This is a genomic window from Ottowia sp. (genome assembly GCF_047601385.1).
Classification (GTDB): Bacteria; Pseudomonadota; Gammaproteobacteria; order Burkholderiales; family Burkholderiaceae_C; genus Ottowia.
In genome coordinates this window covers 3,155,062-3,182,057 of the sequence record NZ_JASGJP010000001.1, presented here as the reverse complement: position 1 = coordinate 3,182,057, position 26,996 = coordinate 3,155,062, and the positions used below count along the sequence as shown (strand labels likewise).

20 protein-coding genes and 1 tRNA gene are annotated in these 26,996 nt (G+C 72.4%); 12 read left to right on the top strand and 9 right to left on the bottom strand.

The features are described 5' to 3' along the window. The first annotated feature begins 15 nt into the window (after nucleotides 1-15). Together QM772_RS15430 and QM772_RS15425 are read left to right on the top strand one after the other, a co-directional pair. Nucleotides 16-3,933 (top strand): translocation/assembly module TamB domain-containing protein, encoded by a 3,918-nt coding sequence (locus QM772_RS15430; protein WP_415137988.1) that lies wholly within the window; start codon nucleotides 16-18, stop codon nucleotides 3,931-3,933. A gap of 34 nt (nucleotides 3,934-3,967) precedes the next feature. Beyond that, nucleotides 3,968-4,042: transfer RNA gene (locus tag QM772_RS15425), tRNA-Arg, on the top strand. Nucleotides 4,043-4,137: 95 nt separating this feature from the next. Here the strand turns inward: QM772_RS15425 and QM772_RS15420 are convergent. After that, the gene (locus tag QM772_RS15420; RefSeq protein ID WP_415137986.1) at nucleotides 4,138-4,788 is read right to left on the bottom strand and encodes a response regulator; all 651 of its coding nucleotides are present in this window, start codon (nucleotides 4,786-4,788) and stop codon (nucleotides 4,138-4,140) included. 35 nt (nucleotides 4,789-4,823) lie between these two features. Next, the gene (locus QM772_RS15415; protein ID WP_415137984.1) at nucleotides 4,824-6,365 is read right to left on the bottom strand and encodes a sensor histidine kinase; all 1,542 of its coding nucleotides are present in this window, start codon (nucleotides 6,363-6,365) and stop codon (nucleotides 4,824-4,826) included. A 102-nt stretch (nucleotides 6,366-6,467) separates the two neighbouring features. On the opposite strand from QM772_RS15415, the gene phnD reads away from it, so the two are divergent. From phnD to QM772_RS15395, 4 genes are all read left to right on the top strand, one after another. After that, on the top strand, nucleotides 6,468-7,463 hold the full coding sequence (phnD, locus tag QM772_RS15410; protein ID WP_415137982.1) for a phosphate/phosphite/phosphonate ABC transporter substrate-binding protein: 996 nt from the start codon (nucleotides 6,468-6,470) through the stop codon (nucleotides 7,461-7,463). A gap of 236 nt (nucleotides 7,464-7,699) precedes the next feature. Beyond that, nucleotides 7,700-8,923, top strand: coding sequence for a type II secretion system inner membrane protein GspF (gene gspF, locus QM772_RS15405; RefSeq protein ID WP_415137980.1), 1,224 nt, complete (start codon nucleotides 7,700-7,702; stop codon nucleotides 8,921-8,923). Nucleotides 8,924-9,713: 790 nt separating this feature from the next. Then, nucleotides 9,714-10,661: a 5'-nucleotidase gene (locus QM772_RS15400; RefSeq protein WP_415137978.1), complete on the top strand. Its 948-nt coding sequence runs from the start codon at nucleotides 9,714-9,716 to the stop codon at nucleotides 10,659-10,661. Between the two features lie 2 nt (nucleotides 10,662-10,663). Further along, nucleotides 10,664-11,047 carry a hypothetical protein gene (locus QM772_RS15395; protein ID WP_415137976.1) on the top strand — a complete coding sequence of 128 codons (384 nt, stop codon included), beginning with the start codon at nucleotides 10,664-10,666 and terminating at the stop codon, nucleotides 11,045-11,047. Between the two features lie 10 nt (nucleotides 11,048-11,057). Here QM772_RS15395 and QM772_RS15390 read toward each other — a convergent pair whose 3' ends face one another. After that, nucleotides 11,058-12,377 (bottom strand): MgtC/SapB family protein, encoded by a 1,320-nt coding sequence (locus QM772_RS15390; RefSeq protein WP_415137974.1) that lies wholly within the window; start codon nucleotides 12,375-12,377, stop codon nucleotides 11,058-11,060. Between the two features lie 146 nt (nucleotides 12,378-12,523). Further along, nucleotides 12,524-13,261, bottom strand: coding sequence for a 7-cyano-7-deazaguanine synthase QueC (gene queC, locus QM772_RS15385; RefSeq protein WP_415137972.1), 738 nt, complete (start codon nucleotides 13,259-13,261; stop codon nucleotides 12,524-12,526). A gap of 129 nt (nucleotides 13,262-13,390) precedes the next feature. Here queC and QM772_RS15380 point away from each other — a divergent pair, with 129 nt between their 5' ends. Beyond that, the gene (locus QM772_RS15380) at nucleotides 13,391-14,410 is read left to right on the top strand and encodes a serine hydrolase domain-containing protein (protein WP_415137970.1); all 1,020 of its coding nucleotides are present in this window, start codon (nucleotides 13,391-13,393) and stop codon (nucleotides 14,408-14,410) included. Nucleotides 14,411-14,431: 21 nt separating this feature from the next. Here QM772_RS15380 and QM772_RS15375 read toward each other — a convergent pair whose 3' ends face one another. The 3 genes from QM772_RS15375 to QM772_RS15365 all read right to left on the bottom strand — a co-directional run bounded on the left by QM772_RS15375 (nucleotide 14,432) and on the right by QM772_RS15365 (nucleotide 20,743). After that, nucleotides 14,432-15,772 (bottom strand): NnrS family protein, encoded by a 1,341-nt coding sequence (locus tag QM772_RS15375; RefSeq protein WP_415137968.1) that lies wholly within the window; start codon nucleotides 15,770-15,772, stop codon nucleotides 14,432-14,434. A gap of 494 nt (nucleotides 15,773-16,266) precedes the next feature. Next, nucleotides 16,267-17,130 (bottom strand): hypothetical protein, encoded by an 864-nt coding sequence (locus QM772_RS15370; RefSeq protein WP_415137966.1) that lies wholly within the window; start codon nucleotides 17,128-17,130, stop codon nucleotides 16,267-16,269. Nucleotides 17,131-17,134: 4 nt separating this feature from the next. Then, complete coding sequence (locus tag QM772_RS15365; protein WP_415137964.1) at nucleotides 17,135-20,743, bottom strand: LAGLIDADG family homing endonuclease; 3,609 nt, start codon at nucleotides 20,741-20,743, stop codon at nucleotides 17,135-17,137. A 362-nt stretch (nucleotides 20,744-21,105) separates the two neighbouring features. Between QM772_RS15365 and QM772_RS15360 the strand changes: the two genes are divergently transcribed. From QM772_RS15360 to QM772_RS15350, 3 genes are all read left to right on the top strand, one after another. Continuing rightward, nucleotides 21,106-21,378: a hypothetical protein gene (locus QM772_RS15360; protein ID WP_415137962.1), complete on the top strand. Its 273-nt coding sequence runs from the start codon at nucleotides 21,106-21,108 to the stop codon at nucleotides 21,376-21,378. Nucleotides 21,379-21,442: 64 nt separating this feature from the next. Then, entirely contained in the window at nucleotides 21,443-22,786 is a 1,344-nt protein-coding gene (gene miaB / locus QM772_RS15355; protein ID WP_415137960.1) for a tRNA (N6-isopentenyl adenosine(37)-C2)-methylthiotransferase MiaB, read from the top strand. Between the two features lie 145 nt (nucleotides 22,787-22,931). After that, nucleotides 22,932-24,644 (top strand): SulP family inorganic anion transporter, encoded by a 1,713-nt coding sequence (locus QM772_RS15350; RefSeq protein WP_415137958.1) that lies wholly within the window; start codon nucleotides 22,932-22,934, stop codon nucleotides 24,642-24,644. Between the two features lie 69 nt (nucleotides 24,645-24,713). Here QM772_RS15350 and QM772_RS15345 read toward each other — a convergent pair whose 3' ends face one another. Together QM772_RS15345 and QM772_RS15340 are read right to left on the bottom strand one after the other, a co-directional pair. After that, a complete protein-coding gene (locus tag QM772_RS15345; protein ID WP_415137956.1) occupies nucleotides 24,714-25,100 on the bottom strand; it encodes a hypothetical protein in 387 nt (128 codons plus the stop codon). A gap of 53 nt (nucleotides 25,101-25,153) precedes the next feature. Further along, nucleotides 25,154-25,660, bottom strand: a complete 507-nt coding sequence (locus QM772_RS15340) for an outer membrane protein assembly factor BamE (RefSeq protein WP_415137954.1) — start codon at nucleotides 25,658-25,660, stop codon at nucleotides 25,154-25,156. A gap of 55 nt (nucleotides 25,661-25,715) precedes the next feature. Between QM772_RS15340 and QM772_RS15335 the strand changes: the two genes are divergently transcribed. Beyond that, nucleotides 25,716-25,937 (top strand): DUF3460 family protein, encoded by a 222-nt coding sequence (locus QM772_RS15335; protein ID WP_415137952.1) that lies wholly within the window; start codon nucleotides 25,716-25,718, stop codon nucleotides 25,935-25,937. Nucleotides 25,938-26,000: 63 nt separating this feature from the next. Beyond that, nucleotides 26,001-26,855 (top strand): segregation and condensation protein A, encoded by an 855-nt coding sequence (locus QM772_RS15330; RefSeq protein WP_415137950.1) that lies wholly within the window; start codon nucleotides 26,001-26,003, stop codon nucleotides 26,853-26,855. The last annotated feature ends 141 nt before the right edge of the window (nucleotides 26,856-26,996 follow it).

Sequence of the window (26,996 nt, the reverse complement as noted above, 5' to 3'; positions counted from 1 at the left end):
GGCCTGCTCCTGGCTTTGCTGCTGGCGCTGGCCGGCGTGTGGATCTGGGCCGGCAGCGAAGGCTCGCTCGCCACCGCGCTGCGCTGGGCCGGCGCGGCGCAGCCCCTGGTCACCGACGAAGTCACCGGCAACCTGCGCAGCGCCGGCAAGGTGCGCCGCCTGGTGTGGGAGCAGGGCGGCCTGCGCGTGGAGGTGCACGACGCCGAGATCCGCTGGACCCCCGCCGCCCTGCTGGCGCGCACGCTGCGCATCGACCACCTCGGCGCCAGCCGCATCGAAATCGACGATCAGCGCCCGAAGAGCCAAGAACCCGCCGCCGGCCCGCCACCATCCGTCGCGCTGCCGATCAAGCTGCAAGTGAAGGAGCTGGCCGCCGGCGAACTGCGCTGGGCCGGCCCGCCGCCCTACAGCATGCAGGACGTGGCCGGCCGCTTCGACTACGACGGCGCGCGCCACCTGCTGGAGCTGGACCGCGCGCGCGTCGAAGGCGGCCTCTACCGCGCCCGCGCCGCCGTCACCGCGCACGCGCCGGTCAGCCTGGAGCTGGCCCTGGCCGGCGCACTCGCCGCGCCCGTGCCCGGCGCCGAGTCGCCCGTGCCGCTCACCGTGCAAGCCACGCTGCACGGGCCGCTGTCCGAGCTGCGCGCCCAGGCCGACGTGCGCGCCGACCCCGCCGCCCGCGCAGCGTCGGCCCCCGCCGAGCCGCAGGCGCCCGCCCTGCCCGACCCGCGCGCGCCGGCCGCCGCACCGGCAGCCGGCGACGCCGACCTGCCCGAAGCCCACGCCAGCGCCCGCATCACCCCCTGGGCCGCGCAGCCGCTGCCCGAGGCGCATGCCCGCGTGCGCGCGCTCGACCTCGGCGCGCTGTGGGCCGAGGCGCCGCACACCCGCCTCACCGGCCAGTTCGACCTGGCGCCGCTGCCCGCCGGCGCCGCGCCCGGCTGGGCCGTCAAGGCCGACCTCGCCAACGCCGAGCCCGGCCCCTGGGACCAGCGCCGCCTGCCGCTCGCCAGCCTGCGCGCCGACGTGGACTGGGCCGGCGGCGCGGCCGACGTGCGCGCGCTCACCGCGCAGCTGGGCGGCGGCACGCTCGAATCCAGCGGCCGCTGGGCCGGCACGGCGGGCGGCTGGAAGATCGACACCCGCATCAACGCCGTCAACCCCGCCGCGCTGCACACGCAGCTGGCGGCCTTCCCGGTCGACGGCACGGCCCAGGTCTCCGGCGCGGGCAGCGCCATCGACTTCGACGCCGCGCTGCAGGCGCGCGCGCAGCGCGCCGACCCGCCCAGGCGCGCCGGCGAAACGGCCGCCCAGGCGCTGGCGCGCGACCTGCGCGCGCTGCGCCTGAAAGATGCGCAGGCCACCGGCCGCTGGGACCAGGGCCTGCTCACCCTGAGCCGCCTGCGCGTGCGCACCGACGAGGCCGAGCTGGCCGGCCAGGCCCGCGTGCACCCCGCCGCGCCCGGCGGCAGCGCCGACCTGAGCTTCACCGCGCCTGGCGCCACGCTGGCGCTGAAGGGCGAAGCCCAGCCCGCCAGCGGCGCCGGCACCCTGCGCGCCGACGTGCAGGACGCCGCGCGCCTGCTGGCCTGGGCGCGCAAGCTGCCCGGTGCCGCCGACGCGCTGGCCGGCGCCCAGGCGCGCGGCCGCGCCACGCTCACCGCCGACTGGCGCGGCGGCTGGCGCGATCCGCAGCTCCAGGCACGCCTGGCCGTGCCGCAGCTCGACGTGCAGCCGCCGGGCGACGGCGCGCCGCCCCTGCAGGCGCGCAACCTGGCCCTCAACCTCGCCGGCAAGCTGGCGCAGGCGCAGATCGACGCCAGCGGGCGCGTGGCGCAGGGCGACCGCCAGCTCGACCTGCGCCTGGCCGCCAGCGGCGGCCGCACCACGCCCAGCGCGCCGCAGGCGCGCTCCACAACGACAGCGCCACTGGCGCAGTCGGCCTGGCGCCTCACGCTCGGCACCGTGCAGGCCGGCGTGCGCGACCCGGCGCTGGGCGAAGGCACCTGGCAGCTCGCCACGCGCGCCGCCGTGCCGCTCGCCTGGTCGCCGCAGGGCGGCGGGCAGTTCGACGCCGGCGCGGGCGAACTCACCCTGACCTCGCCCGCCCCCGTGTCGCAGGCCGTCGTCGTCTGGGGGCCGGCGCGCTGGCACGGCGGCGAGCTGACCACCACCGGCCGCCTCACCGGCCTGCCGCTGGAATGGGTGGAGCGCCTCGCCGGCACGCGCCTGGCCGACGCCGGGCTGACCGGCAACGTGGTCTTCGACGGTGGCTGGGACGCCGCGCTGGGCCGCGCGCTGCGCGTCAGCGCCCACCTGGCGCGCGCCAGCGGCGACCTGACGGTGCTGGCCACCGACGCGCAGACCGGCCTGCAAAGCCGCGTGGCCGCCGGCCTGCGCGAGGCGCGCGTGGCGCTCACCAGCAGCGGGCAGGCGCTGAACCTGCAAGTCAAATGGGACAGCACGCGCGCCGGCACCGTGGACGGCGCGCTGCGCACCGAACTCAGCGCCACGCCAAGCGCCGAGGGCCGCACACGGTGGGCCTGGCCCGAAAGCGCGCCGCTGCAAGGGCACTTGCAGGCGCGGCTGCCGCAGATCTCGGCCTGGTCGGTGCTGGCGCCGCCCGGCTGGCGGCTGCGCGGCGCGCTGGAGGCGGACGCGCGCATCGGCGGCACGCGCGCCGCGCCGCTGGTGGGCGGCACGCTGGCGGCGGACGAACTGGCGCTGCGCTCGGTGGCGGACGGCCTGCAGTTCGGCGGCGGCCGGCTGCGCGCGCGGCTGGACGGCACGCGGCTGCTGGTGGACGAATTCCTGCTGCGCGGCGCCGGCCGCGAGGGCGCCGGCGGCACGCTGCGCGCCACCGGCGAAGCGGGCTGGGTGGACGGCCGCGCGCGGGCCCGGCTGGACGCCACGCTGGACCAGCTGCGCGCCAGCATCCGCGACGACCGGCAGCTCACCGTCTCGGGCAGCGTGCAGGCCGCGCTGGACGGCCGCGCCGTGCAGGCCGGCGGCCGCCTGCGCGTGGACCGCGCGCGCATCGTGCTGCCGGAAGAAAGCGCGCCCAGCCTGGGCAGCGACGTGATCGTGCGCGGCGCCGGCGGCCAGGTCGGCACCGGCAAGGAAGCGCCCGGCGCCGTGGCCCGCCCCACCAGCGCCGCCGGCCAGCAGGCCGCGGCCGCTGAAAAACGCGCCGAGCAGCGCGAGGCCGAGGCCAGCCCGCTCAGCGTCGCCGCCAGCGTGCAGATCGACCTGGGCGAGGACTTCCGCGTGCAGGGCCTGGGCGTGGACACGCGGCTGGCCGGCACGCTGACGCTGGCCGCGAACGGGCCGATCACCACCCTGCCGCAGCTCACCGGCACCGTGCGCACCGTCGATGGCACCGTGCGCGCCTACAGCCAGCAGCTGCAGATCAGCCGAGGCAACATCGTCTTCAGCGGCGATGCCGGCAACCCCACGCTGGACATCATCGCCCTGCGCCCCAACTACGCCAGCGACCAGCGTGTGGGCGCCCAGGTGCAGGGCACCGCCCTGCTGCCGCGCATACGCCTGTATTCGCAGCCCGCGCTGCCCGACAACGAGGCCCTGGCCTGGCTGCTGCTGGGCCGCGCCGCGCCCAGCACGGGTGCCGAGGCGGCCATGCTGCAATCGGCCGCGCTGGCGCTGCTGGGCGGGCGCGAGGGGCGGGGCCTGGCCTCGCGCTTCGGGCTGGACGAGCTGAGCTTCGCCGGCGCCGAGAGCGGCACCCTCGCCGGCGCCAGCGTCACGCTGGGCAAGCGCCTGTCCGAGCGGCTGTACGCCGCCTACGAGCACAGCCTGTCGGGCGCCAGCGGCACGCTGCTGATCTTCTACGAGCTGTCGCGCCGCTGGACGCTGCGCGGCCAGGCCGGCGAGAACGCGGCGGTGGACCTGATCTACCGGCTGTCGTTCGACTGAGCGCGCAGGCCCGCCGATACAATCCACCGGCCCCGCCGCCGTAGTTCAATGGATAGAACGAGCGCCTCCTAAGCGCTAGATACAGGTTCGATTCCTGTCGGTGGTACCAGCTTCCCGGGTCGCCGATTGCTACTGTATCAATAGCTGCCAGCGATTGACTGGCGGGCGCTGGAGGCCGATTTGGCTTGAAACCCCAGGCAGGGCTCAGGCGTTGCTCAGCTCCCGCACCGCCACCACCGCCTCGGTGCGGTTGCGCACCTTCAGCACGCGGAAGATCGCCGCCAGGTGGATCTTGACCGTGCCTTCGCTGATGCCCAGGTTGCGGCCGATCTGCTTGTTGGGCTGGCCTTCGGTCAGCAGGCTCAGCACCTCGAACTGGCGCTCGGTCAGCACGTTGCGCAGCTGCGCCAGCGAACGCGTGACGCCGCCGTACGCGAGCGGCGGCTGCGGCGCCGCCAGCGCCGGCGGGTTCATCATCATCGGCGGCACGTAGGTGCCGCCCGACAGCACCAGTTGCACCGCCGACAGCATGACCTCGGGCGAGTACGCCTTGGGAATGAAGCCGCTGGCCCCGGCGTCGAACGCGGCGCGCATGACGGCCGGATCCTCGTGGCCGGACAGCACCACGATGGGCAGCCCGGGCCGCAGCCGGCGCACCTGGGCGACGTGATCGATGCCGCGCGCGCCGGGCATGCCGAGGTCGATGATGGCCAGGTCCAGGTCGGCGCCGATGCCGTCCAGCAGCTCCTGCACGCTGAGGGCCTGCACGAAGCTGACGCCGGGCCCCAGTTCGGCCAGTTTTTCGGCCACCGCCTCCACGATCAGGCGGTGGTCGTCGGCGATGAGGATTTTCATGGCGGGTTTCAGGGGGTGACGGCCGACGATACCGCTCAACCCGGCGCCGGATCAAGCTGGCCGGTATCGGCCATTAGGCATAGGCGCGCGGCGTCGGCCTCGCCCTGCGGCACGCGCGCGTCCAGCTCGGCCAGCGTGGGCGCGCCCAGCTCCGGCGGCGCCTCGGGGTGAGGCCGCGCCAGGGGCAGCTCCACCCGCACCCAGGTGCCGCGGCCCTCGGCCGAGGTCAGGCGCACGTCGGCGCCCAGCAGCCCGGCCAGCCGCTGCACCGTCGCCAGGCCCAGGCCCAGGCCGCGCCGGCCGGGAGCGACCTGGTAGAACTCCTCGAAGATGCGCTGCCGGTGCTCGGGCGCGATGCCGACGCCGGTGTCCACCACGTCGATGCGCACGCGCTCGCCGCGCCGCCGCGCGCCCACCAGCACGCCGCCCTGGCGCGTGTGGTGCAGCGCGTTGGCCACCAGGTTGCTGACCACGCGCACCAGCATGAAATAGTCCGAATGCACCCACAGGCCGGTGTGGCGCACCACCAGGCGCAGGTGGCGGTCCTCGGCCACCGGGCGGAAGTTGCGGCTGACGTCGTCCAGCACGCGGTCGAGCGCGAAGTCGGCCCAGCGCGGGCGCAGCACGCCGGCGTCGATCTGGGAGATGTTGAGCAGCTCGGAGAACAGGTGGTCGAGCGAGGCCACGCACTCGCGCACGTGGCGGATGCGCTCCAGCCGCGCCGGGTCGGTCTCGCCGCGCGCCAGGCCGTCGGAGAACAGCGTCAGCGCGTGCAGCGGCTGGCGCAGGTCGTGGCTGGCGGCGGCCAGCAGGCGGGTCTTGGCCTGGCTGGCCCGCTCGATCTGCTGGTTCTTCCGCGCCAGCTCGGCGGTGGCCTCGCGGATGCGCTCGGCCAGTTCGTCGTGGTGGTCGCGCAGGGCGCGGGCGGCGGCGTTGAAGCCCTGCTGCAACTGCCGCACCTCGGGCGCGCCGCCCACCGCCACCTGGGCCGGCTCGCCCGCGCCCAGCCGCGCCACGGCGCGCGCCAGCTCGCGGATCGGCGCGCCGATGCGCCGCGCCGCCCACGCCCCCGCCAGCAGCACGCCGGCGAGGCAGGCCAGCACCGCCAGCAGCACGCTGACCCAGGCCTCGCGCTCGGCGGCGCGCAGCTCGTCCAGGCCGATCTCGATCACCACCTGCCCCTGCGGCGGCCCGCCGGCGCCCACCGGCGCGCTCGCCTGCAAGCTGCCGGCGCGCTGCGCATCGGGGGCGGCCACGCGGGCCATCAGCTCGCCCTCGCCCGACCAGATCGACAACTGCCGCACGTGCGGCTGCGCCACGCCGGCCTCGGCCAGGCGCCGCAGCGCGCGCCGGTCGTCCTCCGCCAGCAGGGGCTGCGCCGACGCCGCCAGCTGCAATGCCGCCGCCTGCGCCTGGCTGCGGGTGTGCTCCTCCACGCTGCGCAGGTGCTGGCGCGTGGTCAGCGCGATCAGCGCCACCGACGCCAGCAGCGCCGGCAGCACCGCCAGCCAGACCAGCTGCGACGCCAGCGACGGCCAGCCGCGCCGGCCCTGCGATCCCGATGGAGCGTCGTTCATGTGCTGTAAACCGAGCGTGTTTTCCGTAACAATCCAGCTGATCGGACACTGCCACAAACCTGCCGCATCGTCCAGCCTATGCCATGCACGACCCCTGCCCCGATGTCCGCGCGCGCCACGCGCCGCGCCGTGCTGGCGGGCGCGCTGGGCGGCCTGCTGCCGTGGGCGGCGCGGGCGCAGCCGGGCGGCGCGGCGATCCGCTTCGGCATCCTGCCGATCGGCGGCACCAAGGATTCGAGCGACGTCTGGGGGCCGATGCTGGCCGAGCTGTCGCGCGCCGTCGGGCGGCCGATCGGCAAGATGTCGGTCACCTCGTACGACTCGATGGAGCAGGCCATCGCCCGCGACGAGGTGGACATGGCCTTCCTGCCCGGCAGGATGGCGCTGGACGCCGTCACCCGGCACGGCATGCGGGTGGTGGCGCAGGTGGTGCGGCACGACGGCCTGCCCGGCTACCGCGCCACCCTGCTGGCGCGCCGCGACGGGCCGGTGCCAGACTTGGCCGCGGTGCTGGCCGAGCCCGGCAGATGGCGCCTAGCGCGCGGGGAGAAACGCTCGCTCTCGGGCTTCATCGTGCCCAAGCTGGAGCTGTTCCTGCCGCGCGGCATCGACATCGAGACCGCCTTCCGGGGCGAGATCGTCGGCACCCACCAGCGCACCGCGCTGGCGGTGGCCAACAACGAGGCCGACCTGGCCACCAACAACACCGCCGACTTCGAGCGCTTCGCGCTGCAGTTCCCGGACGAGGCCGCGCGCCTGCGCGAGCTGTGGCAGTCCGAGCTGGTGCCGCACGGCGTGATCGTGGTGCGCGGCAGCTACGACGCGGCGCTGCGCCGCGCCATCGAGGAATTCCTGCTGAGCTACGGGCGCGGCCAGGGCCGCCAGGCCGATCGCCAGCGCGTGGTGCTGAAGGCGCTGCACGACTTCGCCGGCTTCCTGCCGGCCGACAACCGCTCGCTGGCGGCGACCGCCGAGCTGACGCGCAAGCTCGACCTCGAGAGCGCCCGCTCGGCCGAGTGGATCAGCGAGGCGGCGCGCCAGGCGCGCCTGCGCCGCATCGAGGCCGAGTACGCCGAGCGCATGCGCGCGTTGAAATGACCCACCCCCGTTGCTCCACTCGCGGCGCGATGTTGCGCCTCCCCCCTCGACGGGGCGCGCCCGCTGGCCGGGAAAACCCCGGCCAGGAACGCACTGGCCTGGCCTGCTCCGCGGCCTTTCGGCTCTTGGGGCTTCATGCGCTGCGGGTGGCGTGCGGCGCCATGAATATCTGAGAAGCTGTGAGCGGCCCCGCTACCATTGGTGCCTGCCGCCTTGCGGCGATTTTTTGAAGTCCCGTGCCCGCCTACACCTTCGAAGCCCTCCAGCCCGACGGCAAGACCCGCAAGGGCGTGATCGAGGCCGACACCGCCAAGGCCGCGCGCGCGCTGCTGCGCGGGCAGGCGCTGGTGCCGCTGGCGGTGGACGCGGTGGACGCCAGCGGCGAGGGGCCATCGGTGCTGTCGGCGCCGCTGTTCGGCGGCCGCGCGTTCAACGCCACGCAGCTCGCCATCTGGACGCGCCAGCTCGCCGGGCTGGTGGGCTCCGGCCTGCCGCTGGAGCGCTCGCTCACCGCGCTGGCGGAGGAGGCCGAGGACGAGCGCCAGCGCAACCTCATCGCCAGCCTGCGCGCCGAGGTCAACGCCGGTTCGCCGCTGGCGCGGGCGATGGCCCAGCACCCGCGCGAGTTCTCGGGCGTGTACACCGCCGTCATCGCCGCCGGCGAGCAGGGCGGCCACCTGGGCGCCGTGCTGGAGCGCCTGGCCGACGACCTGGAGGAGCGCCAGGCACTGCGCGGCAAGCTGATCGGCGCGGCGCTGTACCCGGCCATCGTCACGCTGGTGGCGATCGTGATCGTGGTGTTCCTGGTCAGCTACGTGGTGCCGCAGGTGGCCACGGTGTTCGCCGGCACCAAGCACGCCCTGCCCTGGCTGACGGTGGCGATGCTGGCGCTGAGCGGCTTCGTGCGCGCCTGGGGCTGGTGGGTGCTGGCGGCCGTGGTGCTGGGCGCGACCGCCTTCCGGCTGGCGCTGCGCAGCCCGGCGCTGCGCCAGCGCTTCGACGCCTTCTGGCTGCGCCTGCCGCTCATCGGCCGGCTGGCGCGCGGCTACAACGCGGCCCGCTTCGGCGCCACGCTGGCCATGCTGGCGGGCGCCGGCGTGCCGATCCTGCGCGCCCTGCAGGCGGCGGCCGAAACGCTGTCCAACACCGCCATGCGCGCCGACGCGGAGGACGCGCTGGTGATGGTGCGCGAGGGCGCGCCGCTGGCCTCGGCGCTGGCGCAGAAGAAGCGCTTTCCGGGCCTGCTGGCGATGTTCGCGCGCCTGGGCGAGCAGACCGGCCAGTTGCCGCTGATGCTGCAACGCGCCGCCGCCCAACTGTCGGCCGAAGTGCAGCGCCGCGCCATGCAGCTGGCCACCATCCTGGAGCCGCTGCTGATCGTCGTCATGGGCGTGGTGGTGATGCTGATCGTGCTGGCGGTGATGCTGCCGATCATTCAGTTGAACCAGTGGGTGAAGTGAAGCGCTGCCTGCCCGGCTTGCTCTCTGCTTGGAAACAGGCGGCGGTTTGGCTGGGGGCGCTGCTGGCCGGGATGTGCGCCCGGCGGCGCACCTACTTTCTTTTGCGTCGCCAAAAGAAAGTAGGCAAAGAAAAGGCGACCCCACTTGCCGTGTCCCTTCGCTGCGCTGCGGGCAACCTGCGATGCTCGTGGCCAGGGTGCCGCCGTATAACTCACTGCGCGCTTGCGCGCTCCGTTCAAACAAATCCGGCGAGTCAGTTCACGAAGCGCATACATGCTGCGCTGCATGCGCGCACCCTGTCCACTGCGCTTCTCGGCACGTCCAGAGGGGAAGGGGAACCCATACGGGCCATCGCTGCGCTCGGCCTCGCACACGCGGCGCGCAGCGCCCGCGCCTCGTGGGCCGAGCGCAGCGATGGCCCGTGTGGACTTCAAACCCCCTGTGGCTGCGCCTGCGGCGCGGGGCTTGCGGGGTGGCGCGTGCAGCGCAGCATGCACGCGCTTCGTGGACTGACTCGCCGCGGTTGTCTGAACGGAGCGCCGCAGGCGCGCAGTGAGTTCTGCGGCGCACCCCGCAAGCCCCGCGACGCAGGTCTGCCCCGCAGCGCAGCGAAGGGGTCGCAGACTTGGGGTCGCCTTTCTTTGCCTACTTTCTTTGGCGAAGCAAAGAAAGTAGGTGCGCCGCCGGGCGCACATCCCGGCCAGCAGCACATCCAGCATCAGCAAAATAATTAAAAGACAAATCAGCCTCCAGCGCCCGCCACACAAGCGCCGCCAGCTATCAATTTGATATGTCCACCACCCTGCAAGACCAACTCGTCGTCGCCATCTCCTCGCGCGCCCTGTTCGACTTCGAGGAAGAGAACCGCCTGTTCGACGCCGGCGATCCGCAGGCTTATATGCGGCTGCAGCTCGAACGCATCGACACCCCCGCGCCGCCCGGCGTGGCGTTCTCGCTGGTGCGCAAGCTGCTGGCCTTCAACGACGGCGGCGCCAAGCGCGTGGAAGTGGTCATGCTCTCGCGCAACGACCCGGTGAGCGGCATGCGCGTGTTCCGCTCGGCGCAGGCGCACGGCCTGTCGCAGATCCAGCGCGGCGTGTTCACGCAGGGGCGCGACCCGTTCCATTACCTGAAGCCGCTGGGCGCGCACCTGTTCCTGTCGGCCAACGGCGCCGACGTGGCCCAGGCGCTGGCGCTGGGCCACCCGGCCGCGCAGGTGGCCACGCAGGCCGCGCGCGCCAGCGACGCCCACCCGCGCGAGGTGCGCATCGCCTTCGACGGCGACGCCGTGCTGTTCTCCGACGAGGCCGAGCGCGTGTTCCAGAGCGGCGGGCTGGACGCCTTCCAGAGCCACGAGGTGGAGAAGGCCGATCTGCCCCTGCCGCCCGGGCCGTTCCAGCCCTTCCTGACCGCGCTGCACCGCTTGCAGCAGGCCGGCGGCGAGCGCATGCGCATCCGCACCGCGCTGGTCACCGCGCGCAGCGCGCCGGCCAACGAGCGCCCCATCCGCACCCTGATGCACTGGGGCGTGACAGTGGACGAGGCCCTGTTCCTGGGCGGCCTGCCCAAGGGCGAATTCCTGCGCGAGTTCCAGCCCGACTTCTTCTTCGACGACCAGACCGGCCACATCGAGCACGCGGCGCGGCATGTGCCGGCCGGCCACGTCGCGGCCGGCGTTACAAACATCGCGCCAGCGCAGGAAACCTCGCGCCCGCCGGCGCGCTCCAAGCGGACATGACTTTGGCCCGATCGCTCCCCCTCGCCCTGCTGCTGGCGCTGCCCCTGGGCGGCGCGCTGGCGCAGACCCTGCCGCCCGGCGTGTCTGAGGCCCAGCTGCCCGCCCCCGCCAAGACGCGCGCCGGGCGCGAGCAGCAGGCCGTCGAGTGGTTCAACCTGTTCGATACCGACCACGACGGCCGCCTCTCGCGCAAGGAAGCACGCATGGCCTTCGCGCTGCGGCCCTCGCTGGCCGAGGACTTCGCCAAGGCCGACCTGAACGGCGACGGCTACCTGACGCAGGACGAGATCCGCGCCGTCGCCGAGCGCCGCCGCGCCGAACGCCAGCAGCGCCGCCAGCGCGAGGCCGAGCAGCGCGCCGCCACGGGCGCCACGTCCGCCCGGTAAAGTCTGTAAGTCAGCCGTGTATCGGCCACAGATGGGCGAGGTCGGTCAGCCACTCCGCCGCGAAGTGCGCCAGCAGCAGCCCCAGCAGCCCGGCCGCCGCCACCGCCAGCATCGCCAGGCCCACGCGCCGCACCAGCACCCGGTCGCCGCTGCGCAGGGCGAACAGCGGGTTGAAGGCGATGCTGGTGAAGGTGGCCAGCACCGCGCCGGCGCCCGCCGTGGTGGGCGCGATGCTGCCCTGCTCGGCCAGCGCGCCGGCGGCGGCCACCGCGCTGGCGCTGGACACCACGCCGCCCAGCACGCTGACGACGTAGAAGCCCGCGTCGCCGAACTGCCGCTGCATCAGCCCGCCCAGCACGTGCAGCGCCAGGAAGACGGCGCCGTACTTGAGCGTCTGGCCCAGCGAGAACGGCGAGCCGAGCCGGATCTCGGGGGCGGCCTCGTCCTTGCCGGCGTCGGCCCAAGGCCGCTCGTAGGCCACCAGCCCGACCAGCGCGGCCACCATCAGCGCGAAGGCCGGCAGGCCGCCGACCAGGGCCGCCGGCGCCAGCAGCAGCAGCAGCGTGGCGTTGCGCATCACCATGGCGCCGGTGGCCAGCAGGATGCCGCGGTAGGCGGTGGTGGCCAGGGCGCCGCCGACATCGCGCACGCGCTGCACCAGCTCGATCACGGTGAAGCTGCTGTTGATCAGGCCGCCGAAGAAGCCCGACAGCTCGGTGCCGCGCGCGCCGTAGAGCTTCCACAGCACGTAGTTGAAAAAGCCGATGCCGGCGATCAGGATCACCGTCACCCAGGCGGCGCGCGGCTCCACCAGGCCCCACGGGTCGACCGGGCCGGACGGCAGCGCCGGGTAGATCACGATGGCCAGCACCGCCAGCAGGATGGCCGAGCGCACCTCGCCCTCCGACAGGTCGGCCGAGAAGCCGGCCAGGCGCTCCTTCCAGGCCAGCAGCGCGGTGGCGATCACCATCACCGCCGCCGGCGCGATGGTGTGGCCCAGCCCGCACAGGATGCCGGCCATGGCGGTCACCATCATGGCGGCGGAGGTGGTCAGCTCGGTGCCCTGGCCGGCGCGCAGCGACGACACGTTGAGCGTGATCACCAGCAGCCCCACCAGCGCCAGCGTGGCCAGCCCGTAGTGGCCGCCCAGGGCGCCGCCGATGGTGCCCAGCATGGCGATGAAGGCGAAGGTGCGCAAGCCCGCCTCCTTGCCGCGGCGCTCGCGCTCCAGCCCGATCAGCAGGCCCAGCGCCAGCCCCAGCCCCAGCCGCAGCAGAACCTGCGTGTAGGGCCAGGAGATGGTGGGCAGCATGGATTCGCTCGCGGGCATCGGATGAATCTAGCAGGTTGGCCCGGAACCGTCAGAACCGGTGCGCAGGGCGCACGCGCAGGAAATCCATGCCGGGGTTGGGCCGCTCGATGCCCAGGCTGGAGCGCCCTTGCCGGCCGCGCTGCCGGCCGGCCGGCAGCGCCAGTTCAGCCCCGCCAGCGCGCCCAGCCGGCGGCGCGCAGCCGGCACGCGGCGCACCGGCCGCAGCCGTAGCCCCAGGGGTGGCGCTGCGCGCGGTCGCCCTCGTAGCAGGTGTGCGTGTGCTCGGCGATCAGCTCCACCAGCGCGTCGCCGCCGCCGGCCGGGTCGGCGCGCTGGCCCAGGTCGTGCGCCAGCCGCCAGGTGGCGGCCTTGTCGATCCACATCAGCGGCGTGTCGACCACCACGCGCCGGTCCATGCCGAGCGAGAGCGCGACCTGCATGGCCTTCATGGCGTCGTCGCGGCAGTCGGGGTAGCCGGAGTAGTCCGTCTCGCACACGCCGGCGACGATGACGCCCAGCCCGCGCCGGTAGGCCAGCGCGCCGGCCAGCACCAGGAACAGCAGGTTGCGCCCCGGCACGAAGGTGTTGGGCAGACCGCTGGCCTCCATGCCGAAGGCCACGTCGCGCGTCAGCGCGCACGCGCTGACCTGGCCGATCACGCCGGCGTCCAGCACGTGGTCGTCGCCCAGCCGCGCGCGCCAGGCCGGAAAGCGCGCGCGCAGCGCCCGCAGCACCACGCTGCGCTGCGCCAGCTCCACGCGGTGGCGCTGGCCGTAGTCGAAGCCGACGGTCTCGACCCGCTCGAAGCGGGTGAGCGCATCCGCCAGGCAGGTGGTGGAGTCCTGCCCGCCGGAGAACAGCACCAGGGCGGCGCGCGGGGCGGAAGATGTGGCAGCGTTCATGGTTTATGAATGAAAAGTGGCTCCAACGCTTGACTGGCAAGCGCTGGCAGCTATCAAAATAATATCTTCATGCGACACGCTCGGATGTTGCAAGAATCAAGCCCATCGATCGACCGGGCCCACGCCATCATGACGCCATTGGAACAAGCGCTGCACGCCGCGACCCGCTCGGGCCGGCTACAGGGCATCTCGCTCGCCACGTTGCGCGCGGGCGCGCTGGGCGAGGCGCACGCCGTCGGCGAACGCGGCGCGCACGACCGGCGGCGCGTGGACGAGGGCACGGTCTTCGAGGCCGCGTCGCTGACCAAGCCGCTGGTGGCCTTCATCGCGCTGCAACTGGCGCAGGAAGGCCGGCTGGACCTGGATACACCGCTGCACGAACTGTGCGGCGCCTACGTGCCGGATGACCCGCGCGCACGGCGCATCACCGGCCGCCACGTGCTCACGCACACCAGCGGCCTGCCCAACGTGGTGGGGCCGCAGACCCCGTTCAGGACCTGTTTCGAGCCCGGCGAGCGCTTCAGCTACGGCAGCAGCGCCTTCGGCTGGCTGCAGCGCGCCATGGAGCAGGCGAGCGGCCGGCCGTTGCAGCAGCTCGCGCGCGAGCGGGTGTTCCAGCCCCTGCGCATGCAGCGGTCCAGCCTGACCTGGCACGAGCGCTTCGACGACAACCACGCGCGAGGCCGCGAATGGCACGGCGAGCCCGCGCCCCAGCGCCGCCTGGGCCGCGCGCAGGCCTCGTGGTCGCTGCTGACGACGGCCGGCGACTACATCCGCTTCGTGCGCGCCACGCTGCAAGGCTACGGCCTGGCCCCGGACGTGCACGCGCGCTGGCTGGCGCCAGCCGTGCCGGCGCGCGCCGACGGCGACCCGCAAGACCTGCCGGGCGAGCGCCCGCCCTCCACCACCATCGCCTGGGGCCTGGGCTGGGGGCTGGAGCCCGCGCAGGGCTGCTTCTTCCATTGGGGCCACTGCCCGGGGTTCCGCGCCTTCGTGCTGGCCCACCGCGCCAGCGGCAACGCCGTGGTGTGGCTGGCCAACGCCGCGCGCGGCCTGCGCCTGGCGCACGACGTGCTGCCGCTGGCCGTGCCCGGGCCGCACCCCTCGGTGGCGTGGCTGCAAATCGGGCGCCTGGCGGACGCGGACTGACGCCGGCTCAGGCCGGGCGCGTCAGCCCGGCTGGCCGTCCACGCGCGGCCGGCCGTACCAGTTGCCGCAGCGCAGCGCCCAGGCGCCGACCACGGCCAGCCACAGCAGCGCGGCCAGCGCCGTCAGCCAGGCCGGCATGCCCTGCACCGCCGCCAGCAGCCGCACACCGACGGTCACCTGCAACAGCCAGAACAGCGCCCACACCAGATCGTCGGCCACCAGCGCGCGGCCGCTGTGGCCGCAGGACACGCGCGTGACCATCGCCACCATCAGCGAGCCCAGGAACCCCATGCTGAGCGCGTGCAGCGCGCCCAGCCCCAGCAGGGCCTGCCCCGTCGCCAGCCACAGCGCCTGCGAGGCCGCGCTGTAGAGCAGCGAGAGGCCCAGCCAGGTGAAGCCGACGTGCAGCATCGCCAGCAGGCGGATCTTCAGGCTCCGCGCCAGGCCCCAGACCAGCGCCAGCCACAGCAGCGCGCCGCCGCCGGCCGCCTCCACCACGATCACCGCCACCGTCCAGCCCGGCCAGGCGTCGGCGGACGGCGCCGCGTGGTCCACCCACACCGCCAGCACCTCGAACGCGGCCACGCCCAGCATCAGCCACAGCACCCAGAACGGGCGCCAGGCCGCCACCCTGGGCAGCGCGCTGGCCGTGAAGAACGGGATCATGCGGTGCGCCACCGCCACGAAGGTGACGACCACGCAGCCCCACAGCCCCGCGCGCACCAGCGCCAGGGCCAGCGCCGGCTGCCCCGCCGGCAGCGCGGCGCCGCTGCCCGCCAGGCACAGCGTGCCGACGATGCCGCCGACGCCGGCCGCCAGCGCGTGCACCCGGTCGGCCTGCGTGCTGGCGGCGATCAGACGCCAGAACAGCCCATACATCCAGGCCAGCCCGGCGCAGGCCAGCGCCAGCCCGGCCAGCGCCAGCCCCAGGCTCAGGTGCGCGCCGGCCAGCCACAGCAGCCAGCCGGCCGCCTGCAAGGCCAGCGGGGGCAGCAGTCGGGGCGTGCCGTACGGCGCGACGTGCAGCCACTTGGGGCCGGCGGTGAACAGGAAGCCCGAGAAGAACAGCGGCATGAAGCCGAACACCATCACGGTCGCGTGCGTGACGGAGGGCGGCACCGCGTAGGCCAGTGCCGGCCAGCCGAGCGCGCGCTCGGCCTGCGCCAGCAGCCACCAGGCGCTGGCCGCCACCATCACCAGCATGGCGAGGCAGAAGCCCAGGCGGTGCGGCGCCGCCATCAGCGTGCGCAGGCGCCAGGGGCCGGCGACGGGCGGCGGCCTGGGCGCGCGCGCCGGCGGCGCGGCCGGCTGGATCGTCAGCGGAGGACGGAGGGGCTTGGCGGGCACGGGCGGCGCGGTCATGCCGGCGTTTGTACGCCGGATCGCAGGGCCCGGGCGATGACGCGGGACAAGAAATCGGCCGCCCGCGCCGGGAAACTCAGAAGCCGTGAATGGATTCGCCGCGTCCGAGCAGGCGCGCGCCATCAAGGCGCAAAGCACAGCCATGGCTCGGTCCATGGCGAGCATTTGCAGCGCCGAGGGTGTGCGTCTGTGCGCCATGAGCGGGCGTGGCGGGTTCGCTCACAGCTTCTCAGCCCCCCCCGGGTGCGGTCGTCATGAGCGCTGCGGCGCGGCGGAAGAAATGCGCGCACTGGCGCGGCGAATAGCCGGCGCTGGCCCGGCACTGGCGCGAGAAGTGCGCCAGGCCGGCATGCACGCTCATGCAAGCCGCGCGACCAGCGTTGAATGAATAATCGGCCTCCAGCGCCCGCCAGGCAATCGCTAACAGCTACTCTTTCAGGAGCAAACGGCTTCCGAGCCCTGCGCGCGCGCCGCCCTTCGAGGGCCGGGGGCCATCACTTCCAGCCGGAAGCGATGTCGGCCAGGGTGAGCGACCAAGGCCCGGCGTCGCGCGTGGTGAAGGCGGCGAGCACGGCGAATTCGCGGTTGTGCGCCAGGGCCGCCAGGCGCGCGGGGAAATCGGAGTCCTCGGCCGTCAACTGCCGCAGGAAGGGCTGGTTCCAATCCAGCGGCGGATAGTCGCCGTCGTCCGTCGCGCCCTCGGCCAGCACACGTCCCGCCTCGTCGGCGACGGTGTAGGCGATGCGCCGGGGGCCGGCGCTGACCTCGATGCGGTACGCCACGCCGTCGCGCAGCCCGGGCGCGTCCTGGGCGCACTTGACGGCCAGCACGTCGGCCGCGTCGGCGCGGCCCGACAGCCGGGTCTCGAAATAGATGTTGGCCGACGAGCGGCTCGGGCAATCCCAGGCGCCCAGCTCGTCGCCGCCGATAAAAATCATCCTGCCCTCGACGCCCGCCGGCGAGCGCCGCGTGCTGCGCGGATCCGGGTACTGGGCGAAGTTCAGGGCGATCGGCAGGTGCTGGCCCTGCGTGGCGAAGTAGCCGTCGCCACGCAGGGTGAACCGCAGCCACTGGGTTGCCTGCCCGGCCGGCGGCGCGCCGCCGTCGCCGATGTAGCTCAGGTCGGCGCCGAACACACCCGGGCGCGAATGCGCGCGGTCGTCCTGGCGGATATACGAAGACATGCCGTCGAAGCCCAGCACCACCGTGCGCGCCGGCCCGAAAGCCTGGATGCCGCCCTGGTCGAACCAGGCGGCAGGCGTGTCCTGCGCCGGCTGCGCCGCTCCGCCGCCCCCGCCGCAGCCCGCCAGCGCCACGGCGGCGGCCATCAGCGAGGCAAGAGGCGCTCTGCCGCGCATGCCTTCACCCACAGCTGCCGACGAACCCGCACTGCGTGCAGTAGTCGCAGCCGTCCTTGCGGATCATGGCGTGGGCGCCGCACTCGCCGCACTTCTTGCCGGCCATGACGCCGGCGGGCACCAGCGCGGCGGGCGCGACGGCGGGTTGCACGGCAGGCAGTTCACCCTCGCCCCACAAGGAGCCCTGCGCCGCCTGCGCGCGCTGGGCGATCAGGTTCTCGATGGCGTAGCCGATGGCGGCCACCTCGCTGTCGTGCCAGCGCGGCACGTGCGTGCCGTCGGCCTTCTCGCAGGTGCCCAGGCGCACCGGGCCGCGGTCCCAGGTGACCTTGCGCATGTCGGACAGCGCGCGGTCCAGGAAACCGCCGCGCGCGGCGAGGCTGAGCATGCGCATGGTGGCGGTGATCCACTGCTGCGACTCGCCGCTCTGCCCCACCGGCATGAAGAACTCGATGGCGCGCTCCACCGTGCCCTTGCCGTCGGCCGTGGGCACGGGCAGGAAGGTGACGATCAGGTACAGGCGCTGCTGGCCCTCGCTGGTCCAGTACTCGATCTTCTCGGCCACGGCGGGCAGGCCGCCGGGCGGGCGCTTCTCGATCACGGTGCGCATGGGGTCGATGGCCGGCGGCGGCGCGGCGGGCGCCTCGGCGGGCTTGGGCGGCGCCACCTCCAGCACCGCGCCCAGGATGCTGTTGGGCCGGTAGGTGGCCAGGCCCTTCAGGCCGGCGGCCCAGGCCTGGCGGTACAGGTCCTTGAAGTCGTCGTAGGGATAGTCCTCGGGCACGTTGACGGTCTTGCTGATGCTGGTGTCCACGAAGGGCTGCACCGCCTGCATCATGGCCACGTGGTCCTGCGCGCTCATCTGCAGGGCGTTGACGAAGTAGTCGGGCAGCGCGCCGGTGGTGGTGGCGCCGGCATCGACCAGCGCGCGGTACAGGCGGAAGGCGTGGTCTTCCACCGTGTAGCTGCTCTTGCCGCCGTCGGCCTCGCGCTTGTTGCGCGTGTAGCCCCAGCTGAAGGCGGGCTCGATGCCGTTGCTGGCGTTGTCGGCGAAGGCCAGGCTGACGGTGCCCGTGGGCGCGATCGACAGCAGGTGGCTGTTGCGGATGCCGTGCCGGCGGATGGCGGCCTGGAGGTCATCCGGCAGGCGGCTGGCGAAGGTGCCCTCGGCCAGGTAGCCCTCGGCGTCGAACTTGGGGAAGGCGCCCTTCTCCTTGGCGAGTTCGACCGACGCGCGGTAGGCCGCGTCGCGCATGCGGCGCGCGATGTCGGCGGCCATGGCGCGGCCTTCGGCGCGGTCGTAGCGCAGCCTGAGCAGCGTCAGCGTGTTGCCCAGGCCCGTGAAGCCGACGCCGATGCGGCGCTTGCTGGCGCTCTCGGCGCGCTGCTGCGCCAGCGGCCAGAAGGTGACGTCGAGCACGTTGTCGAGCGCGCGCACCTGCGTGGCCACCACCTGCTCGAAGGCCGCGAAGTCGAACGCCGGCTCGCCGCCGACGCCGAACGGGTGGCGCACGAAGTTCGTCAGGATGATGGGGCCGAGGTCACAGCAGCCGTAGGGCGGAAGCGGCTGCTCGCCGCAGTTGTGCACCACCAGGCCGTTGGCGTCGAAGGCGTGCACGTCGGCGACGGTGACGTCGTATACGTCCTCGCTGCCGTCAGGCGTGACGGCAGCAACGGTGGCGATGAAGCGCTCGCGGTTCAGTTCACGCCGGTAGGCTGACAGGGCCTGCGCCAGGCGCTCCTTCTTCTGCGTGTCGGCGAAGCCAATGCGCTCGGCGAACCAGGCCAGGCTGTCGCCGCTGACGACCAGTTCGTGCTGCGCGGCGGTGGCGTAGTTCGACATGCCGCCCTGCCCGTCCGGCAGCGCGCGCACGCCCGCCGGGCGGCGGTCTGGATAGATGGTGGAGGCGATGCCCAGGCGCAGCAGCATGCGCTGCGCGGCCTGCAGCAGGGCCAGATCGCTCTGCGCCAAGCGCACACTGACGCCCTTGTCCTGCGTGCCCTGCACCGAACCGTCGGTGTCGAACAGGCCACGCAGCGCACCGATGTGGAAAGCCGAGGAGGTCTGCTCCATGCCGGGCGTGAGTGTCTTGTGGCCCGGCCGCAGGCCGTGGCGTCGCGCCAGCCGGCCGAGTGCGGCGCTGCTCATGTGCCGCTCGCCGCGCCCCGCCACGGCGCGCTGGAAGCCGTGGAAGTCGGCCCGATGCGGCAGCGTGCGCGCGGCGGCTTCGGCGGCGGCGATGATGCCGTCAGCACCGCTGGCGGCGTACACCGGCGCACCATGGACCATCTGGCGCAATTCGGGCGCCCAGACCGAGATGACGGCCTTGTCTTCCTTCAGCACGCCGTCACCGATCAACAGGCCGAGCAGGTAACCCTCGGCCTCGGTGCCCGCGCCGTCCCAGCCCTGAAGCGGCCGGTGCTGGTGCAGGCGGATTTCGTCGCCGGACTGCAGGTCGCCTGCTGGCGTCCAGTCGGTCTCCAGCACGTAGCGGGTCTTGCGGGTGACCCGGCGCACCAAATGGTCGGCCGTCAACCGCAGCGTGTGGCCCTCGCGCGTAGTCAGGCGCAGCACGGGCTTGTGACCGGTGCGAAAGAAGCCTTGGCTCTGCAACGGATAGGCGGCGCCATCGACGATGGCGGTGAAGGACTGACCCACCATGTCGGCCACCTGGGCCGGGCCCTGCTCGGTCATCACCCAGGTGTCGGCGGTGACGCACGGGTTGGTCGCCTCGATGCGCTCGCAGTAGTGCAGGTTGTTGTCGCGCCCGATCTGGTCGAGGAACAGGATGCCGGGTTCGGCGAAGTCGTAGGTGGACTTCATGATGGTGTCCCACAGCTCGCGCGCGGGCAGCCTGCGGTACACCCACTGCCCATCGTCACGCCGGCAGGCGCCTTGCGCCATGACCTTGGGGCCCGGCTCGGCCTGGTGCACCAGCTCCCAGTCGGCGCCCACGGCCACGGCCTTCATGAAGGCGTCGGACACGCCGACCGAGACGTTGAAGTTGTTCCAGCGCCCCGGCGTGCGCTTGGCGGTGATGAACTCCAGCACGTCGGGGTGGTCGATGCGCAGCACGCCCATCTGCGCGCCACGCCGGCTGCCCGCGCTCTCCACCGTGGAGCAGCTCTGGTCGAACACGTTCATGTAGCTGCACGGCCCGCTGGCCATGCTGTGCGTGCCCTTGACGTAGGCGCCCTTGGGGCGGATGCGGCTGAAGTCGTAGCCCACGCCGCCGCCACGGCGCATGGTCTCGGCGGCCTCGCGCAGCGCCTCGTAGATGCCGGGGTAGCCGTCGGCGTCGCGGCCCTGGATGGCGTCGCCCACGGGCTGCACGAAGCAGTTGATGAGCGTGGCCTGGATGTCGGTGCCGGCGGCGCTCATGATGCGGCCCGCGCCGATGGCGCCGGCGTGCAGGTTGGCGAGGAAGCGCTGCTCCCACTCGGCGCGCAGCTCGGGCTTCTCGACGCTGGCCAGCGCGCGCGCCACGCGGGCATAGAGCGCGTCGCGCGTGGCCTCGCCGGCCTTGAAGTATTTCTCGGCCAGCACGTCGCGGCTGATGGGCTGTTCAGGCAGGGCGGTGTGCTGGCCGGCGGGCAGCGGGTCTCGTTTCATGGCGTGCAACTTCCGGAGCGTGAAAAGGGCAAAGGCCGCGGGGACGATTGTGGCCTTGGACAGACAAGCGGTCCATCTTGCCTCGCCGCCAATTCACCCACCGAAACAAGAGGTTTGCAGAAGGTCAAGTTTTCGACGAATGCCGCGTGCGGCGCCTCGGCCGCGCGCACCATGCGCCGCGTAGAATCACGGCCTTTCCCACGGTTTCACAGCCTCTGGACAGACACCATGAACCGCTGCTCGAAAATCGCATCGACTACTGTTTTCATAGCTGCCAGCGCCCTGCTGGCGGGCGCTGGCGCCCTTTTTCTTCACAAGCGCGGGCCGAGCGCGCGTTCCCGCTGAAGACCGAGCGCGGCCAGATGGCCTTCATCGCGCTGCCCGACGTGCTGCTCAACGGCAAGCCCGAGCGCCTGCCGCACAGCGTGCGCGTGCGCGACGAGCGCAACGCCATCGTCATGCCCGGCATCGTCAATGGCCGCAGCGCCGTCGTCAACTACCTGCGCAGCGCCCGCGGCACGATAAGCGACGTGTGGATCCTCTCGCCGCAGGAAGCGGCGATCCCGCTCAAGCCGGTGCCGGGCATGCCGAGGCCCGCCGAGCCCGTCGACGCCAAGGCGTCCTTCCTGAACTGACTTCCGGCTTCGCGCGCGGCCGGCATGTTCGCGGCCGCCGCGCCACCGTTCGAGGAGACACGCCATGTCCCGCAAAGTTTTCATCAAGACCTTCGGCTGCCAGATGAACGAGTACGACTCGGACAGGATGGCCGACGTGCTGGGCGCCGCCGAAGGCTACGAGCCCACCGACGACCCTGAAGCCGCCGACCTGATCCTGTTCAACACCTGCTCGGTGCGCGAGAAGGCGCAGGAGAAGGTGTTCAGCGACCTCGGCCGCGTGAAGCACCTCAAGAAAAAAGGCGTGCTGATCGGCGTCGGCGGCTGCGTGGCCAGCCAGGAAGGCGAGGCCATCATCGCCCGCGCGCCCTACGTGGACGTGGTGTTCGGCCCGCAGACGCTGCACCGCCTGCCCGAGCTGCTGGCCGAGCGGCAGAAGCGGAACGCGCCGCAGGTGGACATCCGCTTCCCCGAGATCGAGAAGTTCGACCACCTGCCGCCCGCGCGGGTGGAAGGCGCCAGCGCCTTCGTCTCGATCATGGAAGGCTGCTCCAAATATTGCAGCTACTGCGTGGTGCCCTACACGCGCGGCGAGGAGTTCAGCCGCCCCTTCGACGACGTGCTGACCGAGGTCGCCGGCTTGGCCGACCAGGGCGTGAAGGAGGTGACGCTGCTGGGCCAGAACGTGAACGCCTACCGGGGGCCGATGGGTGGCACGGATGAAATCGCCGACTTCGCCCTGCTGATCGAGTACGTGGCCGAGATCCCCGGCATCGAGCGCATCCGCTACACCACCAGCCACCCCAACGAGTTCACGCCGCGCCTGATCGAGGTCTACGGCAAGGTGCCGCAGCTGGTGAGCCACCTGCACCTGCCGGTGCAGCACGGCAGCGACCGCATCCTGATGGCGATGAAGCGCGGCTACACGGCGATGGAATACAAGAGCATCATCCGCCGCCTGCGCGCGGTGCGCCCGGGCATCAGCCTCTCCAGCGACTTCATCGTCGGCTTCCCCGGCGAGACGGAAGAAGACTTCGGCAAGATGATGAAGCTGATCGACGACGTGGGCTACGACGCCAGTTTCAGCTTCATCTTCAGCCCGCGCCCCGGCACGCCGGCGGCCAACCTGCACGACGACACGCCGCACGAGGTGAAGCTGAAACGCCTGCAACACCTGCAAGCCGCCATCGAGCAGAACGTGCGCGCCATCAGCGCCAGCCGCGTGGGCACGGTGCAGCGCATCCTGGTCGAAGGGCCTTCGCGCAAGAACCCGCGGGAGTTGATGGGGCGCACGGCGTGCAACCGGATCGTGAACTTCGATGGGGGGCCGAACGGTGGGCGGCTGGTGGGGCGGATGCTCGACGTGGCCATCACCGAGGCGCTGCCGCATTCGTTGCGGGGGCGGGTGGAGGTGTTGGTGGAGGCTTGATTCTTTCGTGGCCGTGCTCGGTGGCCGCTTTGGCGCCGGAGGGCGGGACGTGCGCCCGGCGGCGCGGCTCCCGGCCCCCGACGCCCCATCAAACAGCAGCGGCCCCTACAAAACGAACTCACATCGCATTACCATGTGATGCGTCATGGCCTTCCCCCTGCCCATCGCCCGCTTCCGCCCCCGCCTGCTCGACGCGCTGAAAGGCTACGACAGTGCGCGCTTCGGCAAGGACGCGGCCGCCGGCGTCACGGTGGCCGTGGTGGCGCTGCCGCTGGCCATGGCCTTCGCCATCGCCTCGGGCCTGAAGCCGGAGGCGGGCCTGTTCACCGCCATCATCGCCGGCTTCCTGATCTCGGCGCTGGGCGGCAGCCGGGTGCAGATCGGCGGGCCGGCGGGCGCGTTCATCGTCATCGTCTACGACATCGCCCTGCGCTACGGCGTGGGCAACCTCATCATCGCCACCGCGCTGTCGGGCGTGCTGCTGTTCCTGATGGGGCTGCTCAAGCTGGGCACGCTGGTGCGCTTCATCCCGGTGTCGGTCATCATCGGCTTCACCAACGGCATCGCGGTGCTGATCGGGCTGTCGCAGGTGAAGGACTTCCTGGGCCTCGCCATCCCGAAGATGCCGGGCGACTTCTTCGGCATCCTGGGCGCGCTGTGGGGCCACCTGCACACGCTCAACCCGTGGGCGCTGGGCGTGGCGCTGGCTTCGCTGGCCGTCGTCGTCGGCTGGCAGCGCTGGGCGCCGGCGCTGGGGCGGCGGGTGCGTTTCGCGGGCTGGCTGGGCGGCGTGCCGGGCTCCATCGTGGCGCTGGTCGCCGCCACCGCCGTGGTGGGCGTGGCCGGCCTGCCGGTGGAGACCATCGGCTCGCGCTTCGGCGGCATCCCGGCGGCGCTGCCGGCCTTCGTGTGGCCCGACTTCAGCTGGGAATCGGCGCGCTTCCTGCTGATGCCCGTCATCACGCTGGCGCTGCTGGGCGCCATCGAGTCGCTGCTGTGCGCGCGCGTGGCCGACGGGCTGATCAATGACCGGCATGACCCCAACCAGGAGCTGATGGCCCAGGGCATCGCCAACTTCGTGACGCCCTTCTTCGGCGGCATGCCGGCCACCGGCACCATCGCCCGCACGGTGACCAACGTCAAGAGCGGCGCCAGCAGCCCGGTGTCGGGCATGGTGCACGCGCTGGCGCTGCTGGCGGTGATCCTGGTGGCGGCGCCGCTGGCGGGCTCGATCCCGCTGGCCACGCTGGCGGCCATCCTGATGTTCGTGGCCTGGAACATGGGCGAGTGGCGAGAGTTCGCGCGCCTGCCGAGCTACCGCCTGCCCTACCGCGTGACGCTGGTGGCGGTGTTCCTGCTGACGGTGGTGTTCGACCTGACGGTGGCGGTGCAGTTCGGCATCTTCGCCGCCTGCGTGACCTTCATCTACCGCATCTCCAGCCTGTCGCGCGGCGTGCGCCTGACGGCCGCCGAGCAGCCCCTGCTCGCCGGCCACGAGGAGCGCGTGCAGGCGTGGCGCCTGTACGGCGCGCTGTTCTTCGGCGCCACCAAGCTGGTGGAAGCGCTGGAAGACCACCTGCCGCCGCACACGCTGGTGCTGGACCTGAAGAACGTGATCTACCTCGACTCCACCGGCGCCGAGGCGCTGGAGAGCCTGGTCCGCGCCTGCCGCAAGCAGGGCGTGCGCCTGGTCGTCTCCGGGCTGATGAACCAGCCGCGCGACATCGCGGCACGCACCGGGCTGCTGGCGCAGTTCACCGAGCGGTCGGCGGAGGACGTGCAGCCGGACGTGGCGCAGGCCATCGCCAGCGCGGTGGTGCCGGCCGACGATGCTGCGGCACCGCTTCAAACTTCATAGCTGGTTGCGCTGGACTGGCGGGCGCTGAGGCCGTAAAACCGCCAAAACCTCGCGCACAGCCCCACGTCTTCAGAACCATCCGGCCCAGTAAGGTGGCCCGCAGCGCCTGCTGACTTCCGGCGTCACGCGCCCGACGTACTCGGGGTCCAGGCCCGCACCGCCCACCTCAACCTGCTCGCCAAAGCGCTGAACCGCGCCCGTGTGCACGTTGCGCAGGAAGCGCCCGCGCGCGTCCCGCCCCAGTTCGATGCCTCGGTGCCAAAGCACCGTGAAGCCATCCGCGCCGTTCATCAATCGGACGCAGCCGCGCACCACGTTCAGCTCACCGCCGATGCCAGCCATGAAATAAACCGTAGGCGTTCCCGGCTGCCACGACGGTGGCATCTGCGGCAGAAGAACCGCTTCGCCCTGCCTCGCCCCGGCCTGCATCGACACCACACCCAGCAGAACGGCCATGCAGCCAACCAGTTTCCTCATACCGGCTCGGTCTGGTGAGTCGCTCACGCGACTCAACCCCCGCCGCGCATATCCGGCCCATCCGGATCCGGCCCGACCTCGCTGCGCAGCACCCGGTAGTCCGGGCTGAAGACCACGCTGAAGGCCTTCTTCTCGCTCGGCGGCTCCAGGAACTTCCAGGTCCAGACGACTTCGTTCTTCAGCTGATACGGCACCTGCTTGGCCGGCTTGCCCAGCATGCGGCGCACGTCCTCCACGCCCATGCCGGGCTGAACGCGGCGGAAGTTCTCGGGCGTCAGCACCTGGCGCAGCGCGCTCATCCTGCCGTCGGCGCCGATGGTGATCATGTAGTTGCGCATGCCCTCGGGCTGGCGGTTGTACTCGTAGGTCCTGGCGCCGCCGGCCTCGGGCCACACGCGCTCGGGCTGGCCGAAGCGCGCCACCACGTCGGCCTCGGTGGAAACGCCCTCCTCCAGTTCCTTGATGGCCTGCGGGTCGCAGCCAGCCAGCGCCAGCGCAATGGCGGCAAGCCCCGCCGCCTTCAAAATGGTGTGCTTCATGCAGGTGACGCCCGTTAAAATGGCCCGATCAGCCGGTCTTCGATCCACAACGATTATGTCCCTCGCCAACATCTTCCGCCGCCCGCACTACCGCTCCGAAGTGACGCAGTTCATCGACGAGCTCAAGCACACGCGCCCCGAGCTGGACGCGCAGCAGCGCCAGGGCCGCGGCCTGCTGTGGGACAGGCAGATCGACCGCGACCAGCAGGCCGAATTCCGCGCCGCCCGCGTGCCGCAGAAGCCCTACGTCTACCAGACGGCGCCGACCCAGGATTGATGGCCGAATCGGCCTCCAGCGCCCGCCAGGCAAGCGCCGGCAGCTCATCTTTTCATAGCAATCATGCCGGTCGCCGACCCTGACCAGCTGCTGGCCGACGGCCCGGCGCAGGCCCCACTGCCCGAGGTGGTGGACCACGTGGCCGTGGCGCGCCTGTACGGCGAGCCGCTGTTCGCGCTGCCGCAGGACCTCTACATCCCGCCCGACGCGCTGGAGGTGTTCCTCGAAGCCTTCGAGGGCCCGCTGGACCTGCTGCTCTACCTGATCCGCAAGCAGAACTTCAACATCCTCGACATCCCCATGGCCGCCGTCACGCGGCAGTACCTGAGCTACGTGGACGAGATCCGCAGCCGCAACCTGGAACTGGCGGCCGAGTACCTGCTGATGGCGGCGATGCTGATCGAGATCAAGTCGCGCATGCTGCTGCCGCCGCGCAAGACGGCCGAGGGCCAGGAACCCGAAGACCCGCGCGCCGAGCTGGTGCGCCGCCTGCTCGAATACGAGCAGATGAAGCTGGCCGCCTCGCGCCTGGCCGAGGCGCCGCAGTTCGGGCGCGACTTCCTGAAGGCGCAGGTCACCATCGAGCAGGCGCTCAAGCCGCGCTTCCCGGACGTCGAGCTGGCCGATTTGCAGTCCGCCTGGGCCGACATCCTGGGGCGCGCCAGGCTGGTGCAGCACCACAAGATCAGCCGCGAGGAGCTGAGCGTGCGCGAGCACATGTCCATCGTGCTGAAGAAGTTGCAGGGCCGCCGCTTCGCCCCGTTCGAGGACCTGTTCGACCCCGCGCGCGGCGTGCCCGTGCTGGTCGTCACCCTGATCGCGCTGCTGGAGCTGGCCAAGGAAACCTTGGTCGAGATCACCCAGGCCGAGGCTTTCGCGCCCATCTACGTGCGGCTGGCGTTCACCCCGTCCAGCTGAGCGCCGCCCTTGGCGCCGCACTGCGGCTGGTGTGCTGTCCCGTAAATAACTGCACAAAATGAAATCGATGGATTCGCGCTCAGGGCAAGGCGCAAACCGCAGCGATACCGAGTGGTATCGCGAGGATTTGCAACGCCGCCC